The sequence below is a fragment of the Pseudomonas sp. LF020 genome (assembly GCF_053456425.1).
In genome coordinates, this window is record NZ_JBRFIX010000008.1 from 226,950 (window position 1) to 241,155 (window position 14,206).

Genomic DNA, 14,206 nt, shown 5'->3' on the forward strand with positions numbered 1-14,206 from the left:
ATTGCCCCTGCTCCCCAGACTGCCGGCAGTGTATGAAGTCCTTGGGATCGGCGTCTATCAGACGATTGGCGGTTTGTTCGACAATTTCACTGAACCGTCAGGGTTTTCAAGCCCAACCCCATGACTCGCGCATCGTCATTGAAGCCGAGTTTTTGCGGGCTGACTGCATCGGGCAGATGCAATCGGACATTCAGATATTCCTCGGCTGCCTGCGCTGCGCTGAGCGGTATTTCCAGCCGATTGCCCTGCACCTGAGTCAGCCGCGTCGACAACGCCTCTACACCATTGATGCTGACGATCACTCGCTGACTGAGGTTCGGCGGCATGACAAAGGCCAGGGCATCAATCACCAGCGCATGCGATCCGGGAGCGACGCGCAGCCGCAGTTCCGCATCCTGTCCATCACTCCAGGTGCCCCACGCTTCCGGTGTGGACCAGCCTTTGACCAGTTGCCGGGTGCTGCGGTTGAACGTCTGCACCAGTCCCGGCTGGCTCAAGGGTATCGTCGACAGCGCTCGCCCCTGATCGACCATCGCCAGACAGTCATTACAGTGTTTCCAGCCCGGGGCCAGCACGACAAAGTCGTCGACGCGGGTCAACAGATCGGTGTCGCTGTGAATGCTCTGTACCGCCAACTCCAGCGCGTCGTCATCAAGGATGTACAGCGAATCGCTGTCGTACTGGCCGCTGGCGAGATGGCTTTGCGTCGTGCGCAACAGCTTGTCCAGCGCCTTGGGGCTCGTACGCCCCAAGTAAGCCGCGTCGGTTTTCAACCCATGGGTGCCGGCAAAATCGGCAATCGCCTGCCACTGGTCCGGCAGATTTTTCGGTGTCACGGCACGGACGTTCTTGTAGTGCGCCGCCGCACTGGCCCAGAACGGATCATGCATCGGGCTGGCCCAGGCTGAGGCTTCGGGCAGCATTTTCGCTGCTCGCAAACCTGCCCAGGCAATCCGGGTGTCGGCGACTTGCACCACTAACGCCAGCGCCAGCAGCCCCATGGCGATACGCGGTCGATAACCACGCACCACCAGGTAGGTGAGCAATATCACGATGGCGTAGAACACCGGCCAGAACATCCGGCCCGAAGCGCGAAAAATACTCGCCGCACGCAGCACGAATTTCGGCAGCGGATAGCCGAACGCCTGCAGGCCGATCCCGATCTGATTCGACAGGGCGAACAGCGTCAACCCGATGAACGCCAACAACAGGAACGGGCGACTGCACAGCAAAGCCTTCAACGAGATACCACTTCTGTACCAGGCGATTGCCGCTACTGGCACCAGCAACAGGACGCCCAGCCCCAGGTAGTTGAAACCTTCGTAATCGCCTGCGCCGTTGGGAATGTTTGGCAAGACAAACGACCAGCCGTCGGCATCCACCAGCGACAGCAGGTTCATTCGGTAAAAGCCGAAACCGCCGCCCGCCGCGCCATCGGTAATACTGAAATAACCCGCCTGCCAGCAGCACACGCTCACCAGCGCGAACAAGCCGCCCAGCTCGATAAGGACCTGACGGCGCGTCAGCTTGCCGACCCACAACTTGCCAACCAGATCCGCGACCCAGATCAGCGCCACCATGCCCAACAGGTACGCGTGAACCAATGCCGTCACGGCGAGCAATGCCCCCCACGCCAGACGTCGGCGCTCAAGTGCCGGGCGGAGCGCCAGATACAGCGCCGCGAGAATCAGGAAGTGCCCGGCCAGCGAAAGATGTCCACCGGTACGCAGAAACATCGGCGGCGAAAACACCAGGAACCCGGCGCCGAGCAAGCGCAATAGGGGGTTGTCGGTGATCAAGCCGAGCAGCTTCCAGGCAAACCAGGCTTGCAGAATGAAACACGCCAGCAGCCATAAACCGAAATACTGGAACGTCTCCGGCAACCAGCCATTGAACGGTTTGAACAGCAGCGCCAGTAGCGGATTGGAGTCGGAAAAAATGATCGCACTGCCCAGTTCCATCCCATAGGACGGGTTCAGCCCGAGGGGAAAGGTCCAGGGTGAATGGCGAAAGAATACCCAACCCATGTAATGCGTCGCCGGATCACCGTCCTTGAGCCAGGCAATGTTTTGTGGATCGAGGGCACGCGGGCCGATCACCAGAAAAAACGCCAGCGCGCCCAACAGCAGCGGCAACAGCGCGAGGGCCGGATGTTTACTCAGATCCCTCATCGATACGTCCAGAAGTTATGCAGCACAAAGGTGAACGCCGGAATGATCAGCGCTACGGCGCCGATACCCAGCAAGTAATGAAGCCCGGCAATCTGCGCGGCCCACGCGACGAACATGGCAAGGCAGAATCCACCACAGGAAACCAGCATGAAGCGCAGCAGGGTTTTGCCATGCAAACGGGCCGAAAAACTCCAGGTGGTGTTGATCACATAGGACACCACCGTCGCCACGGCAAATGCCACGCCGTTGGCGAGTGGCGGTTGCACTGCAACGAAATTGATGAACAGCACCGCCACCAGTGCATGCAGGGCGGTGACGAACAGACCGGTCACGGCAAAGCGCAAGCCGCGCTGAATCAACGCCGATCTGTCGGCTGAGGTCACGGTTTACGCGCCAGCACAAACACGCTCAGACCGGCCAGACGATTGCTGCCCATCAGCGGCAGTTCAAGGCTGCACAGGGTTTTGAGCACGCCGTTGACCAGCGGATGATGGCGCTTGAGCTGCGACTGCGGTGCCGCGGCCTGCGGTCCTTTGGGCAGCAAACGCAACGCTGCCGCGATCGGAAACACCGCACCGAAATAGTAGGCACCGCGCTGCACGGTCAAACCGGCGTCACGGGCCAGGGTTTCAAACTGCGGCAGCGTGTAGCGGCGCTTGTGTTCAAGGAAGTCGTCGTGACCACTCCAGAGAAACTGAAAGGCCGGCACGGTCATCAGGAAACGGCTGCCGGACGGTACCTTGTCAACGTAAGCCTTGAGCAGACCGAGGTCATCGTCGACATGCTCCAGTACGTCCATCAGCAGCACCAGATCGGCGTCGATGGCGCCGATATCGCGGCGGTAGTGCACCGGTTTGCCGGCAGTGGTCGCATCGGAATCGGCGGGGTAACTGATGTCGACGCACCACGCTTCCTGCGCCGAGGTTCGGGTCAGCAGATGGTGCGAGAAAAATCCCGACCCGGCGCCGACGTCGAGAATCCGCGTAACTGGCGCATCACCGAGCAGACGACGGGTCGCCGCCGCTTTGGAGCAGTAATACCAATGCTCACCGATGCTGTCGCCGAGGATGTCGGTTTCCTTGAGATCCATGTTTCAGTCCTTGGGGTCGTAGACGCGACGCACCAGAAAAACCGGCCGGCGTTTGGATTCGATATAAGTGCGCCCGAGGTACTCGCCGAGTACGCCGATGCCAATCAATTGCAGGCCGCCGAGGAACGTCACGGCCACCATCAGCGAGGCATAACCGGGCATGTCGACGCCGTGGATCAGCGTGCGCAGCACAATAAAAATGGCAAAGGCAAAAGATACCAGCGAGACCACCGCGCCGATGTAAGTCCATATCCGCAGCGGTTCGGTACTGAAACTGGTGATGCCTTCCAGGGCAAAGTTCCACAGCCGCCAGCCGTTGAACTTGCTCTGCCCTGCCACGCGCTCGGGCCGCTCGTAATCAACATGAGTGGTGCGAAACCCGACCCAGGCGAACAGGCCCTTCATGAAGCGCCGGGACTCGGGCAAGGTCAGCAAGGCATCGACCACGCACCGGTCCATCAGGCGGAAGTCACCGACGTTTTCCGGCAGCGGTTGCTCGGCGATCTTGTTGTGCAGGCGGTAGAACCAGTGCGCCGACGTCTGCTTGGCCCAGGTGTCGCTGCGGCGGCTGATGCGGTGACCGAGTACCACTTCATACCCTTCGCGCCAACGCTCGATCATTTGCAGAATGACTTCGGGCGGGTCCTGCAGATCGGCATCGATAGGCACCACAATCTGCCCGGTGGCGATCTGCAAGCCGGCGGATAACGCCGCCTCTTTGCCGAAGTTGCGGCTCAGATCGACGATGCGCAGCCGCGAGTCGTGCCGCTGACGATCCAGCAGCCGCTCAAGTGTGGCATCCGTACTGCCGTCATTGATGAACACCAGCTCCAGAGCAATCGACGCCTGATGCTGGAAGACTTCATCGATACGCTGAATGAACGCGTCGAGACTGTCTTCCTCGTTAAAAACCGGGACAACCAGCGATAACGTGACCCGTGTGGCCTGTGCCGTTCCATGCTCAGTCAAGGGAATGCTCTTTTTATAATGTTTGTCGGTCGTCGAAACATTTTCAACGCCATGAGCCGTCCCGTATTAAGCAGTAGCGTCGATAGCCTTGCAAGGTGCAAATGACGCCATTTTGGCCAATCCAGACGCCGATGCGTGCGCTCTAGCCCGCGCTCTTCAGAAACATCTGCCAACGATTGGAAACAAATTCCCGATAGCGAAAAAACCTCGCTCCGCTAGGCTTGCGACGATGCACCACACAGGTTGGCGCAAACACCATCGCAAGGAGCGAACTGAATGTATTTCGAGATCTACAGGCAATCCCGAGGCACCCCGAGCACCGGCAAAGGCCAATGGCGCTGAAGACTGCGGGCTGGGAACCACGAGACAATTGCCAGTGGCGAGTCGTATGTGAACAAGGCCGACTGTTTACATGTGATCGAGTTGATCAAGGGTGTGCAGGGGGAGACGCCGGTGAAGGAGATCTGACCGGGCCGCCCGGCATGGTGCCGCGTCCTACAGCCTCTTCCTTTTTCGTCTGAAGCGCTGGCAAAGCACTTTTGCGCCCCTACGCTCTTCAGCGTACGGGGCCATCCAGCCCTGTTTCGCCAAATGACGTTCAAACTCAAAAGGAGCCGCATCATGGCTAGAGACAAAGCGAAAGACGACAAGCACTTCAACTGTACCCAGACGCATGAAGCCGACTACGTCGCCAGCCTCTATCCGCACGCCAAGGATGAGGTTAAGACCTTCCTGGCCTCGGCTTGCAAGGACAACACCCTGCGCAACTCGACGCACAAGGAAGTGTATGACCTGATCAAGCAGAAGCTCGGGCATCCGCAGCCGTGAGTGGCTGATGCGGGTGTTTGGTAAAGCCCGCAGATACAAAAAAGCCCCGTAGCTTCTCAGCTACGGGGCTATTTGCTCTGTTCGGGAACGACGTACAAGCTCCAGACCCGAATCAAGCTAGGCATGGGCCTCTCGGTCAAGAACATCCGCAACCCACTGATTAATGCTTTTTTGAGCCAATTGCGCTTTTACGGCAACAGTCGCATGAAGAGCTGGCGCCAAACGCAGACTGAGATTGCCCGAATAAGGCTTTTGCGGGGCTCGACCCAATTTGGCGCAAGTCTCCAGATAGTCAGTAACAGCCTCTTCGAACGCTGACCGAAGCTCTTTTACAGATTCGCCATGAAAACCTACAACGTCCTTGATCCCAGCGATATGACCAACAAAAAGACCATCTTCATCACTGTATTCAATTCGGGCGGCATACCCGTTGTAATTCATCACGTTCATGGAGTGACTCCTGCTTGTTCAAGAAAAACCCGAGCATCACGAACCTGATAGGGCTTTGCTTCTTTATCCGGATGAGGTCGGTGGAACGTAGCGACCACACCTCTTAATTCAAACCGAACTCGCGAACCATTGCCTTCGACGGTTCTGGCCCCGACCGCATTGAAAAGAGACTCGATGCGCGCCCATTCCAACGTGGCGGGTGTGGGTCGTGAAAATATAGCTGCGAGCGTACCGAGCTGTTTGTTGTTCATAGTATTACACCATGATACCGCGCAGGAAAAATTGACAATCGCGATTCATATCGCTGATCGATGAAGCGCCCCCCTTTGAACAAGCGGACAACGCCACCCTCCAGGCTTTAAAAGCGGCGTCTTTTTATCCGAATTCCGGTCAATATTGGGCACGCAGGTCAGGATAAGGAGTGATTTGAAATAGAGCTGTAGGTAGACTCCGAGAGTTACGTACGAACCGGCATCAATCGAATCACATCCGATTATCGACTTTTCAACCTCGGGTTCCGGCGACAGGATTTGCTGATCACTCAAGCGAGCAGAAACAAAAAAGCCCCGTAGCTCTTCAGCTACGGGGCTTTTTCTATGTAATGGCGGAGAGATAGGGATTCGAACCCTAGGTACCGGTGAAGGTACAACGGATTTCGAATCCGTCCCATTCGGCCACTCTGGCATCTCTCCAACGGCGCGCATCATAACAACACTTCTGCCGAAAGCAAACCCTCTTTCGAAAATTTCTTCGTGCTATCAGATGCTTGCGTCGATTAAAGCGGTACACCCAGACGATTGGCGACTTCTTCGTAGGCTTCGATGACGTCACCGAGGCCCTGACGGAAGCGGTCCTTGTCCATCTTCTTCTTGGTGTCCTTGTCCCACAGACGGCAGCCGTCCGGGCTGAACTCGTCGCCGAGGACGATCGAGCCGTCGCTGAACACGCCGAATTCAAGCTTGAAGTCCACCAGCAGCAGGCCTGCGTCGTCGAACAGCTTGCTCAGGACTTCATTGACCTTGAGCGACAGTTCTTTCATGCGCGCCAGTTGCTCGGCGGTGCCCCAGCCGAAGGCCACGACGTGGGATTCGTTGATGAACGGGTCGCCCTTGGCGTCGTCCTTGAGGAACAGTTCGAAGGTGTATGGATTGAGCTTCATGCCCTCTTCGACGCCCAGACGTTTTACCAGGCTGCCGGCGGCGTAGTTACGCACGACGCACTCGACCGGGATCATGTCCAGCTTCTTCACCAGGCACTCGTTGTCGCCCAGCAGTTTGTCGAATTGGGTCGGAATGCCGGCCGCTTCGAGTTTCTGCATGATGAAGGCGTTGAACTTGTTGTTCACCATGCCTTTGCGGTCGAGCTGCTCGATGCGCTTGCCGTCGAACGCCGAGGTGTCGTTGCGAAACAGCAGGATCAAGCGGTCAGCGTCGTCGGTCTTGTAAACCGATTTGGCTTTGCCGCGGTAGAGTTCTTCACGTTTTTCCATGATGGGCTCCGCTTGCTAAGTAGATGGGCTAGGCGATATGGCGCCAGTCGAGCCCTGAATCTTGATCGGCCAGTTGCAGCCAGTCCGGGTCGCACCCGAGGGTGTCGACGAAACATTGCCGGGCCAGCTGCGGCAGGTTGTTCTTGCTGCTCAGGTGGGCGAGAACCAGATGCTGCAAGCCCTGCCACCCCAACTCGGCCACCAGGAATGCCGCCTGATGGTTGTTCAAATGTCCCAGCTCGCCGCCCACCCGTTGCTTGAGAAAGTACGGGTAATGACCACGGGCCAGCATGTCGCGGCAGTGGTTGGATTCGATCATCAACGCATCGAGATCCCGATAGCCGTCCAGCACCCGCTCGCAGTAGGAACCCAGGTCGGTCAGCAGGCCGAAGCGCCGCTGCTCGTTATCACTGAATACGTACTGGGTCGGCTCCTGCGCATCATGGGCCACGGCAATGACCCCGATGTTCAGTGCGCCGATCTGCAGCTGCTCGCCGCCGGCCAGAAAGCCTGCGGGTTCGATCGGTTTGCGCATCCCGCGCAGTGTGCCGCGACTGAGGTAGACCGGTAGATTGTAGCGCCGAGACAGCAAACCCACGCCATGCACGTGGTCGGCATGTTCGTGGGTTACGAGTATCGCGCTCAGTTGCGCCGGATGAACCCCCAGACGCAACAGGCGTTTTTCGGTTTCCCGCAGGGAAAAACCACAATCCACCAGCACATACGTATCAGCGCTGGCGATCAGCGTGCCGTTCCCTTGGCTACCGCTGCCGAGAACGGCAAAGCGCATGTGATCAGCCCAGGTTGTCCTGAATCACGCTCAACACTTTGCGCGCCACATCGGCTGGCGCGACGGTGTTGATGTTCTTCTCGACGGTGACCTGAACGTTCTCGCCGACCTTGCTCAGGCGCACCTGATAACGTTCGGCGCGGGCTTCAACTTCTTCCTTGGTCGGCGCACTGCCGAACAGGCTGCTGAAGAAACCAGGCTTGTCGTCTTTCTTCTCGGCTTTTTCGGCCAGGTTGATGTAGTACAGGCCCAGGCTGCGGTTGATGTCTTCCACGCGCCACTGACCTTGCTCCAGCGCACGACCGACGCTCGACCAGGCACGATCCAGATCCGGACCGACGTTCAGTACCGGGTTGCCGCTGCCGTCTTCGCTGAGACTGACACGGCTTGGGGTATCGAAATCACGCGAAGCCAGCATCGACACCGAACCGCCCTTCTCGGAGATCCGGCTCATGCTCGCGAGCATGTCGTCGACCAGCGCTGCATCCAGGCCAGTGTTGACCGAGCGGTTGGTGAAATCGACGTCGGCGGTGCTGCCGGCAGGACGCTCGGCGCTGACCACGTAGATTTCACTGGTGTTGCGCTGCACGCCTGGCTCGATACGCACCCGCACGCGGGTTTCGCTGTCGGAACCGACACCGGCGGCGCTCAGGCGCTTGGCCACAGCGGCGGACAGTTCGTCGGAATGCTGCCAGGTGGTGGTGAATTCACCGGTTTGCGGACGCTGCTCATCCAGACGGAAACCGTTGTCCTGGAAGAACTGCACCGCCACTGGCCAGACTTCGGCTGGTGGGTGCTGGGCCACGACCCAACGCGAGTCACCGCTCTTCTGCAGCGAGTAGTCGGTCGCCTCGGCAACCGCCGTCAGCGGTTGCGGGCGCGGTACCACGTATTCGCCCTTCGCCGTGTCATCAGCCACGTTGCGCGGGATCGGCAACAGCGGATCCAGACGCTTGGAGGTGCTGACATTCGGTGGCAGTTGCATCGGTGCAGTCTGTTGCGCTTCCAGGTAATCGCTACCACGGTCACGGAAATAACCTTCCGGGCCCCAGACCCATCCGCAGCCACTGGTGCTGGAGATAATCAAGGCAAGTGCGGAAAGTCCGGCCATTCGCTTCATGCGTTGTACTTCCTCAATTAAACCAGGACGCTGCACTGGCGCAGGGCCGTGCGAAGCGTTTCATGACAAGGAGCGCTCAGCCAGGTCAGCGGCAGGCGGATGCCTTCGTGCATCAGGCCCATTTCAACCAAAGCCCACTTCACCGGAATCGGGTTGGCTTCGATGAACAGGTCCTTGTGCAGCGGCATCAGTTTTTCGTTGATCGCCCGTGCGGTCTCGGCGTCGCCGTTCAGCGCAGCCTCGCACAGGTCAGCCATTTCGCGCGGGGCGACGTTGGCCGTTACGGAGATGTTGCCTTTGCCACCCAGCAGGATCAGCTCGACCGCAGTCGGATCATCGCCGGACAGCACGATGAAGTCCTTGCTCACGCCGTCGATGATGGCTTTGGCGCGTTTCAGGTCGCCAGTGGCTTCCTTGATGCCGATGATGTTCGGCACGCTGGACAGGCGAATCACGGTCTCGGCCTGCATGTCGCAGGAGGTGCGGCCGGGAACGTTGTACAGAATCTGTGGAATGTCGACGGCTTCGGCAATGTGCTTGAAGTGCTGGTACAGGCCTTCCTGAGTCGGCTTGTTGTAGTACGGCACCACCAGCAGGCAGGCGTCGGCGCCGGCTTCTTTGGCGTTGCGGGTCAGCTCGACGGCTTCGCGGGTCGAGTTGGCGCCGGTACCGGCGATCACCGGGATGCGGCCTGCGACCTGCTTGACCACGGCTTTGATGACGGCGATGTGCTCTTCTACATCAAGGGTCGCCGATTCGCCGGTAGTACCGACCGCGACAATGGCGTGGGTACCGTTTTCAAGGTGGAAGTCCACGAGTTTTCGGAGGCTGTCCCAGTCAAGACGCCCTTGTGCATCCATGGGTGTGACCAGTGCCACCATACTGCCCCGAATCATGAAAACGCTCCTGCCGGAAAAAGAGAGCGGTAATGGTACTGGCGCCAAGATGCTTGCACAAGCGAAGTACTGCGCCGCCATTCCCCTTGGCGTCGGTTTTCGCTACCCTTCAGACTTTGATCGGTACAGATCAGCTTGTACGCCGGGTTCCAGCCTCCCTTTTCGGCCTCCCAGGTCCCGTTCCAGCGTCGCTGCTGCACGCTCCACCATTATTGGAGCGAATTGCGAGCCGTGGCCCGGGGCTTTCTGAATCGGCACGCGCAGAAACTCCCGACGGCCAACGCCCATCGACCTACCGACCGCTCATCGCTTTAGGAATGCTGCATGTCCACCCCCACAGTTCGCGAACAATTCCTTGTCATCAGTGCCCTTGGCGCCAACCCCATGGAGCTGACTAACGTCCTGTGCCGCGCCAGCCATGAAAATCGCTGCGCCGTCGTCACCTCCCGCCTGACTCGTCACGGCGAGTGCAGCGCCCTGGTGCTGGAAATCTCCGGCAGTTGGGACGCCCTGGCCCGCCTCGAAGGCAGCCTGCCAACCCTGGCCAAGCGCCACGCCTTCACCGTCAACGTGGTGCGCAGCGCGGCGCTGGAAAACCGCCCGCAGGCGCTGCCCTACGTGGCCTATGTCAGCTCGGCGTATCGTCCGGACATCATCAATGAGCTGTGCCAGTTCTTCATGGATCACAACGTCGAGCTGGAAAACCTGACCTGCGACACCTATCAGGCCCCGCAGACCGGCGGCACCATGCTCAACGCCACGTTCACCGTGACCCTGCCCGCCGGCACCCAGATCAGTTGGCTGCGCGACCAGTTCCTGGACTTCGCCGACGCGATGAATCTGGATGCGCTGATCGAACCTTGGCGCCCACAAAACCCAATGTAAGGAAGCTTTCATGGCCGTTGTCATCGACCAACCGGTTGCGGATTTCGAAGCACCTGCCACCAGCGGGCAGACCGTCAGCCTGTCCGCTATGAAGGGCAAGCAAGTGGTGATCTACTTCTATCCGAAGGACAGCACTCCGGGCTGCACCACCGAAGGCCAGGGTTTTCGTGACCAGTACGCGGCGTTTCAGGCTGCCAACACGGAAATCTTCGGCATTTCCCGCGACAGCCTGAAATCCCACGAGAACTTCAAGTGCAAGCAGGAATTCCCTTTCGAGCTGATCAGCGACAAGGACGAAGCCGTCTGCCAGCTGTTCGACGTGATCAAGCTGAAAAAGCTGTATGGCAAGGAATACCTGGGCGTTGATCGCAGCACGTTCCTGATCGACAGGAACGGTGTACTGCGTCAGGAATGGCGCGGCGTGAAAGTGCCGGGGCATGTGGATGCGGTGCTGGCTGCGGCTCAGGCGCTGAATAAAGCCTGAAGATCAAAAGATCAAAAGATCGCAGCCTGCGGCAGCTCCTACAGGGAAACGCATTCCAATTGTAGGAGCTGCCGCAGGCTCGGGCCGCGATCGGACGATCTTTTTGCTTTTATAGCAATGGAGCCACCACAGGCTCCTTGCGCGGCCAGGCATCCAGCACGGCCTTGAACAACGTCGCCAGCGGAATCGCAAAGAACACACCCCAAAATCCCCAAAGCCCGCCAAACAGCAGCACCGCGCAGATGATCGCCACCGGGTGCAGATTGACCGCTTCGGAAAACAGCAACGGCACCAGTACGTTGCCATCCAGGGTCTGAATGATCCCGTAGACCGCCATCAGATAGATGAACTGATCGCTCCAGCCCCACTGGAACAACGCAATCAGCAACACCGGCACAGTCACCACTACCGCGCCGACGTACGGCACCACCACCGACACCCCGACCAGCAACGCCAGCAGCGCCGCATAGTTGAGGCCAAGCGCGACGAACGCGATGTAAGTCACGCCGCCACAGATTACGATCTCGATGACCTTGCCACGAATGTAGTTGGCGATCTGCCGGTTCATTTCCTGCGCCACGCGGGTGATCAGCGCTCGCTCACGGGGCAGATAGCCGCGCACCCACTCGCCGATCATGGCCCGATCCTTGAGGAAGAAAAACACCAGAATCGGCACCAGCACCAGATAGATCATGATGTTGACCAGCAGCGGCAGGCTCGACAGCGAAAAGGTCAGCGCCCATTGGCCGAACTTGCCGATTTCGCCACGCGCCGCTTCGATAGCCTGCAGTACCTGCTCATCCGAGACCAGATGCGGATAGCGCTCGGGCAGCAGCAACAGCAGCGACTGCCATTTGGCGAGCATCCCCGGCAGCTCGTTGAACAGTGTGATCAACTGATGCCACAGCAGCGGCAACACCACCACGATGAACACCAGCAACACGCCCATGAACAGCGCAAACACCAGCCCCACCGCCGCCGCGCCAGGCACGCGCATGCGCTCCAGTGCGAGTACCAGCCCCTGCATCAGATACGCCAGCACCATGCCGGCCAATACCGGCGCGAGCATGCCACCGAGTGTGAGCACCGCGGTAAAGGCGAGAAACAGCAGCACCGCCAGCACCACCGCTTCTTCGTCGGAAAAGTAGCGCTGAATCCAGTCGCGTAACACTTTGAACATCAATAATCCTTAGGTCTTTTACGCTGTCGGCTTCAGGCTTTTTTCAACCAGTAACGGTAGACGCCTGCTTCGTCTTCTTCGCGCAGCAGCGTATGACCGGCCAGACGGGCAAAGGTGCGGAAGTCGCGCTGCGAACCTGCATCCGTGGCGATCACCTTGAGCACCGCGCCGCTGGGCAACTTGTTGAGTTCCATCTTGGCCTTGAGCAACGGCAACGGGCAATTCAGGCCACTGGCGTCCAATTCACAGTCATGGGCTACAGCGTCAGTCATTGCGTCACTCCGGTTCAGGTGGTTGAGGCGCCTAGAATATCTGGTCGCAAGCCCGGTGTCCGGCTACAGTAAGGTCTTTGTCTTCTAAGGCTTTGTGCATGACATTTCTGCGCCCTACCCTGCTGACGCTCGCTTGCCTGCTCGCCTCACCGGGCTTTGCCGACGATCTGCCGTCACTTGGCGACGCCAGTTCTGCCATCGTCTCTCCGCAACAGGAATATCAGCTGGGCCGCGCCTGGCTGGCGATGTTGCGCAGTCAGGTTGCACAGCTCAACGATCCGCAGCTCAAAGACTACGTCGAATCCAGCGTCTACAAGCTGGTGGAAACCAGCCAGGTCACCGATCGGCGCCTGGAATTCATTCTGATCAACAGCCCGCAACTCAACGCTTTCGCGGCACCGGGTGGCGTGGTCGGGGTTAACGGCGGCCTGTTTCTCAACGCACAGACCGAAGGTGAATACGCCTCGGTACTGGCCCACGAACTGGCTCACTTGTCGCAACGTCACTTTGCTCGCGGCGTCGAAGCCTCGCAGCGGATGCAGGTGCCGATGATGGCGGCGCTGCTCGCCGGGATCGTGATTGCCGCCGCCGGTGGCGGTGATGCCGGGATCGCGACCATCGCCGGTACTCAGGCCGCAGCCATTCAGTCGCAACGCACCTTTTCACGCCAGAATGAACAGGAAGCCGACCGCATCGGCATCCTCAACCTGGAAAAGGCCGGATACGACCCGCGCTCGATGCCGACCATGTTCGAACGCCTGATGCGCCAGTATCGCTTCGACGCCAAGCCGCCAGAATTTCTGCTGACTCACCCGGTAACCGAATCGCGTATCGCCGACACCCGTAACCGCGCAGAACAAGCACCGGCGGGCGGCATCGAAGACAGCATGCGCTATCAACTGATCCGCGCCCGCGTTCAGCTGATCTATGAAGAAACCCCGGGACTGGGCGCCAAGCGCTTCCGTGCACAACTGGATGAAAATCCGAAAAACGACGTGGCGCGCTACGGCCTGGCGATCGCTCAGATCAAGGGCGGCCAGCTCAACGAAGCCCGGGAAAACCTCAAACAGCTGCTGGCCAGGTCGCCCAACGAGATCATCTACAACCTCGCGCAGATCGACCTGGACATTACCAATAACCGTCTGCCGGATGCGCAAACGCGGGTTGACCGAATGCTCACCCAGTATCCGGGCAACTATCCACTGAATCAGGTTCGGGTCGATCTGTTGCTGAAACAGAATCGCACCGCCGACGCGGAGAAAGCCCTCGACAGCCTGCTCAAATCCCGTCCGAATGATCCGGACGTGTGGTATCAGGTCGCGGAAACCCGTGGTCTCTCTGGCAACATCATCGGTCTGCATCAGGCTCGCGCCGAGTACTTCGCGCTGGTCGGCGATTATCGTCAGGCGATCCAGCAGCTCGACTTTGCCAAGCGCAAGGCGGGCAGCAACTTCCCGCTGTCCTCGCGGATCGATGCACGCCAGCGCGAGCTGATGGAGCAGGAGCGCATGATCAAGGACATGATGGGCTGAGTTTTCCTCGACGAGGCAAATTTTTCAGGCATAAAAAAACCGCCTCTTTC

Annotated in this window: 16 protein-coding genes, 1 tRNA gene and 1 pseudogene; 5 read left to right on the top strand and 13 right to left on the bottom strand. The window is 59.1% G+C overall.

All coding sequences use genetic code 11. The features are described from left to right. Positions 1-86: 86 nt before the first annotated feature. Genes ACU680_RS19920 through ACU680_RS19935 form a run of 4 tightly spaced genes read right to left on the bottom strand, consistent with a single transcriptional unit; the run spans position 87 to position 4,230 of the window. Positions 87-2,171 carry a DUF6311 domain-containing protein gene (locus tag ACU680_RS19920; protein ID WP_448180326.1) on the bottom strand — a complete coding sequence of 695 codons (2,085 nt, stop codon included), beginning with the start codon at positions 2,169-2,171 and terminating at the stop codon, positions 87-89. Continuing rightward, positions 2,168-2,554, bottom strand: a complete 387-nt coding sequence (locus ACU680_RS19925; RefSeq protein ID WP_448180327.1) for a GtrA family protein — start codon at positions 2,552-2,554, stop codon at positions 2,168-2,170. Before ACU680_RS19925 ends, ACU680_RS19920 begins: the two co-directional genes overlap by 4 nt. Next, entirely contained in the window at positions 2,551-3,261 is a 711-nt protein-coding gene (locus ACU680_RS19930) for a class I SAM-dependent methyltransferase (protein ID WP_448180328.1), read from the bottom strand. Before ACU680_RS19930 ends, ACU680_RS19925 begins: the two co-directional genes overlap by 4 nt. Before the next feature lie 3 nt (positions 3,262-3,264). After that, positions 3,265-4,230 carry a glycosyltransferase family 2 protein gene (locus ACU680_RS19935; RefSeq protein ID WP_448180329.1) on the bottom strand — a complete coding sequence of 322 codons (966 nt, stop codon included), beginning with the start codon at positions 4,228-4,230 and terminating at the stop codon, positions 3,265-3,267. A gap of 276 nt (positions 4,231-4,506) precedes the next feature. Here ACU680_RS19935 and ACU680_RS19940 point away from each other — a divergent pair. Together ACU680_RS19940 and ACU680_RS19945 are read left to right on the top strand one after the other, a co-directional pair. Next, positions 4,507-4,698 (top strand): annotated as a pseudogene (locus ACU680_RS19940) (YegP family protein). A 153-nt stretch (positions 4,699-4,851) separates the two neighbouring features. Beyond that, complete coding sequence (locus ACU680_RS19945; protein WP_027614505.1) at positions 4,852-5,058, top strand: hypothetical protein; 207 nt, start codon at positions 4,852-4,854, stop codon at positions 5,056-5,058. 117 nt (positions 5,059-5,175) lie between these two features. On the opposite strand, the gene ACU680_RS19950 is transcribed toward ACU680_RS19945, so the two are convergent. From ACU680_RS19950 to dapA, 7 genes are all read right to left on the bottom strand, one after another. Continuing rightward, positions 5,176-5,508, bottom strand: coding sequence for a type II toxin-antitoxin system HicB family antitoxin (locus ACU680_RS19950; protein ID WP_047598089.1), 333 nt, complete (start codon positions 5,506-5,508; stop codon positions 5,176-5,178). Then, on the bottom strand, positions 5,505-5,759 hold the full coding sequence (locus ACU680_RS19955) for a type II toxin-antitoxin system HicA family toxin (protein WP_448180330.1): 255 nt from the start codon (positions 5,757-5,759) through the stop codon (positions 5,505-5,507). The genes ACU680_RS19950 and ACU680_RS19955 overlap by 4 nt, the downstream gene beginning before the upstream one ends. 351 nt (positions 5,760-6,110) lie before the next feature. After that, positions 6,111-6,200: transfer RNA gene (locus ACU680_RS19960), tRNA-Ser, on the bottom strand. 83 nt (positions 6,201-6,283) lie between these two features. Next, positions 6,284-6,997 (bottom strand): phosphoribosylaminoimidazolesuccinocarboxamide synthase, encoded by a 714-nt coding sequence (gene purC, locus ACU680_RS19965; RefSeq protein WP_007963288.1) that lies wholly within the window; start codon positions 6,995-6,997, stop codon positions 6,284-6,286. Positions 6,998-7,025: 28 nt separating this feature from the next. Continuing rightward, positions 7,026-7,787 (bottom strand): MBL fold metallo-hydrolase, encoded by a 762-nt coding sequence (locus ACU680_RS19970; protein WP_047598088.1) that lies wholly within the window; start codon positions 7,785-7,787, stop codon positions 7,026-7,028. A 4-nt stretch (positions 7,788-7,791) separates the two neighbouring features. Further along, a complete protein-coding gene (gene bamC, locus ACU680_RS19975; protein ID WP_007963286.1) occupies positions 7,792-8,907 on the bottom strand; it encodes an NlpB/DapX family lipoprotein in 1,116 nt (371 codons plus the stop codon). Between the two features lie 17 nt (positions 8,908-8,924). Continuing rightward, complete coding sequence (gene dapA, locus ACU680_RS19980; RefSeq protein ID WP_367083628.1) at positions 8,925-9,803, bottom strand: 4-hydroxy-tetrahydrodipicolinate synthase; 879 nt, start codon at positions 9,801-9,803, stop codon at positions 8,925-8,927. A 324-nt stretch (positions 9,804-10,127) separates the two neighbouring features. On the opposite strand from dapA, the gene ACU680_RS19985 reads away from it, so the two are divergent. Continuing rightward, complete coding sequence (locus tag ACU680_RS19985) at positions 10,128-10,688, top strand: glycine cleavage system transcriptional repressor (RefSeq protein WP_007963284.1); 561 nt, start codon at positions 10,128-10,130, stop codon at positions 10,686-10,688. A gap of 10 nt (positions 10,689-10,698) precedes the next feature. Next, positions 10,699-11,172 (top strand): peroxiredoxin, encoded by a 474-nt coding sequence (locus tag ACU680_RS19990; RefSeq protein ID WP_400759385.1) that lies wholly within the window; start codon positions 10,699-10,701, stop codon positions 11,170-11,172. Positions 11,173-11,281: 109 nt separating this feature from the next. On the opposite strand, the gene ACU680_RS19995 is transcribed toward ACU680_RS19990, so the two are convergent. After that, entirely contained in the window at positions 11,282-12,352 is a 1,071-nt protein-coding gene (locus tag ACU680_RS19995) for an AI-2E family transporter (RefSeq protein ID WP_027614463.1), read from the bottom strand. 32 nt (positions 12,353-12,384) lie between these two features. Beyond that, the gene (locus tag ACU680_RS20000) at positions 12,385-12,624 is read right to left on the bottom strand and encodes a sulfurtransferase TusA family protein (RefSeq protein ID WP_007963279.1); all 240 of its coding nucleotides are present in this window, start codon (positions 12,622-12,624) and stop codon (positions 12,385-12,387) included. 98 nt (positions 12,625-12,722) lie between these two features. On the opposite strand from ACU680_RS20000, the gene ACU680_RS20005 reads away from it, so the two are divergent. Next, a complete protein-coding gene (locus ACU680_RS20005) occupies positions 12,723-14,156 on the top strand; it encodes a M48 family metalloprotease (RefSeq protein WP_367083623.1) in 1,434 nt (477 codons plus the stop codon). Positions 14,157-14,206: the final 50 nt, after the last annotated feature.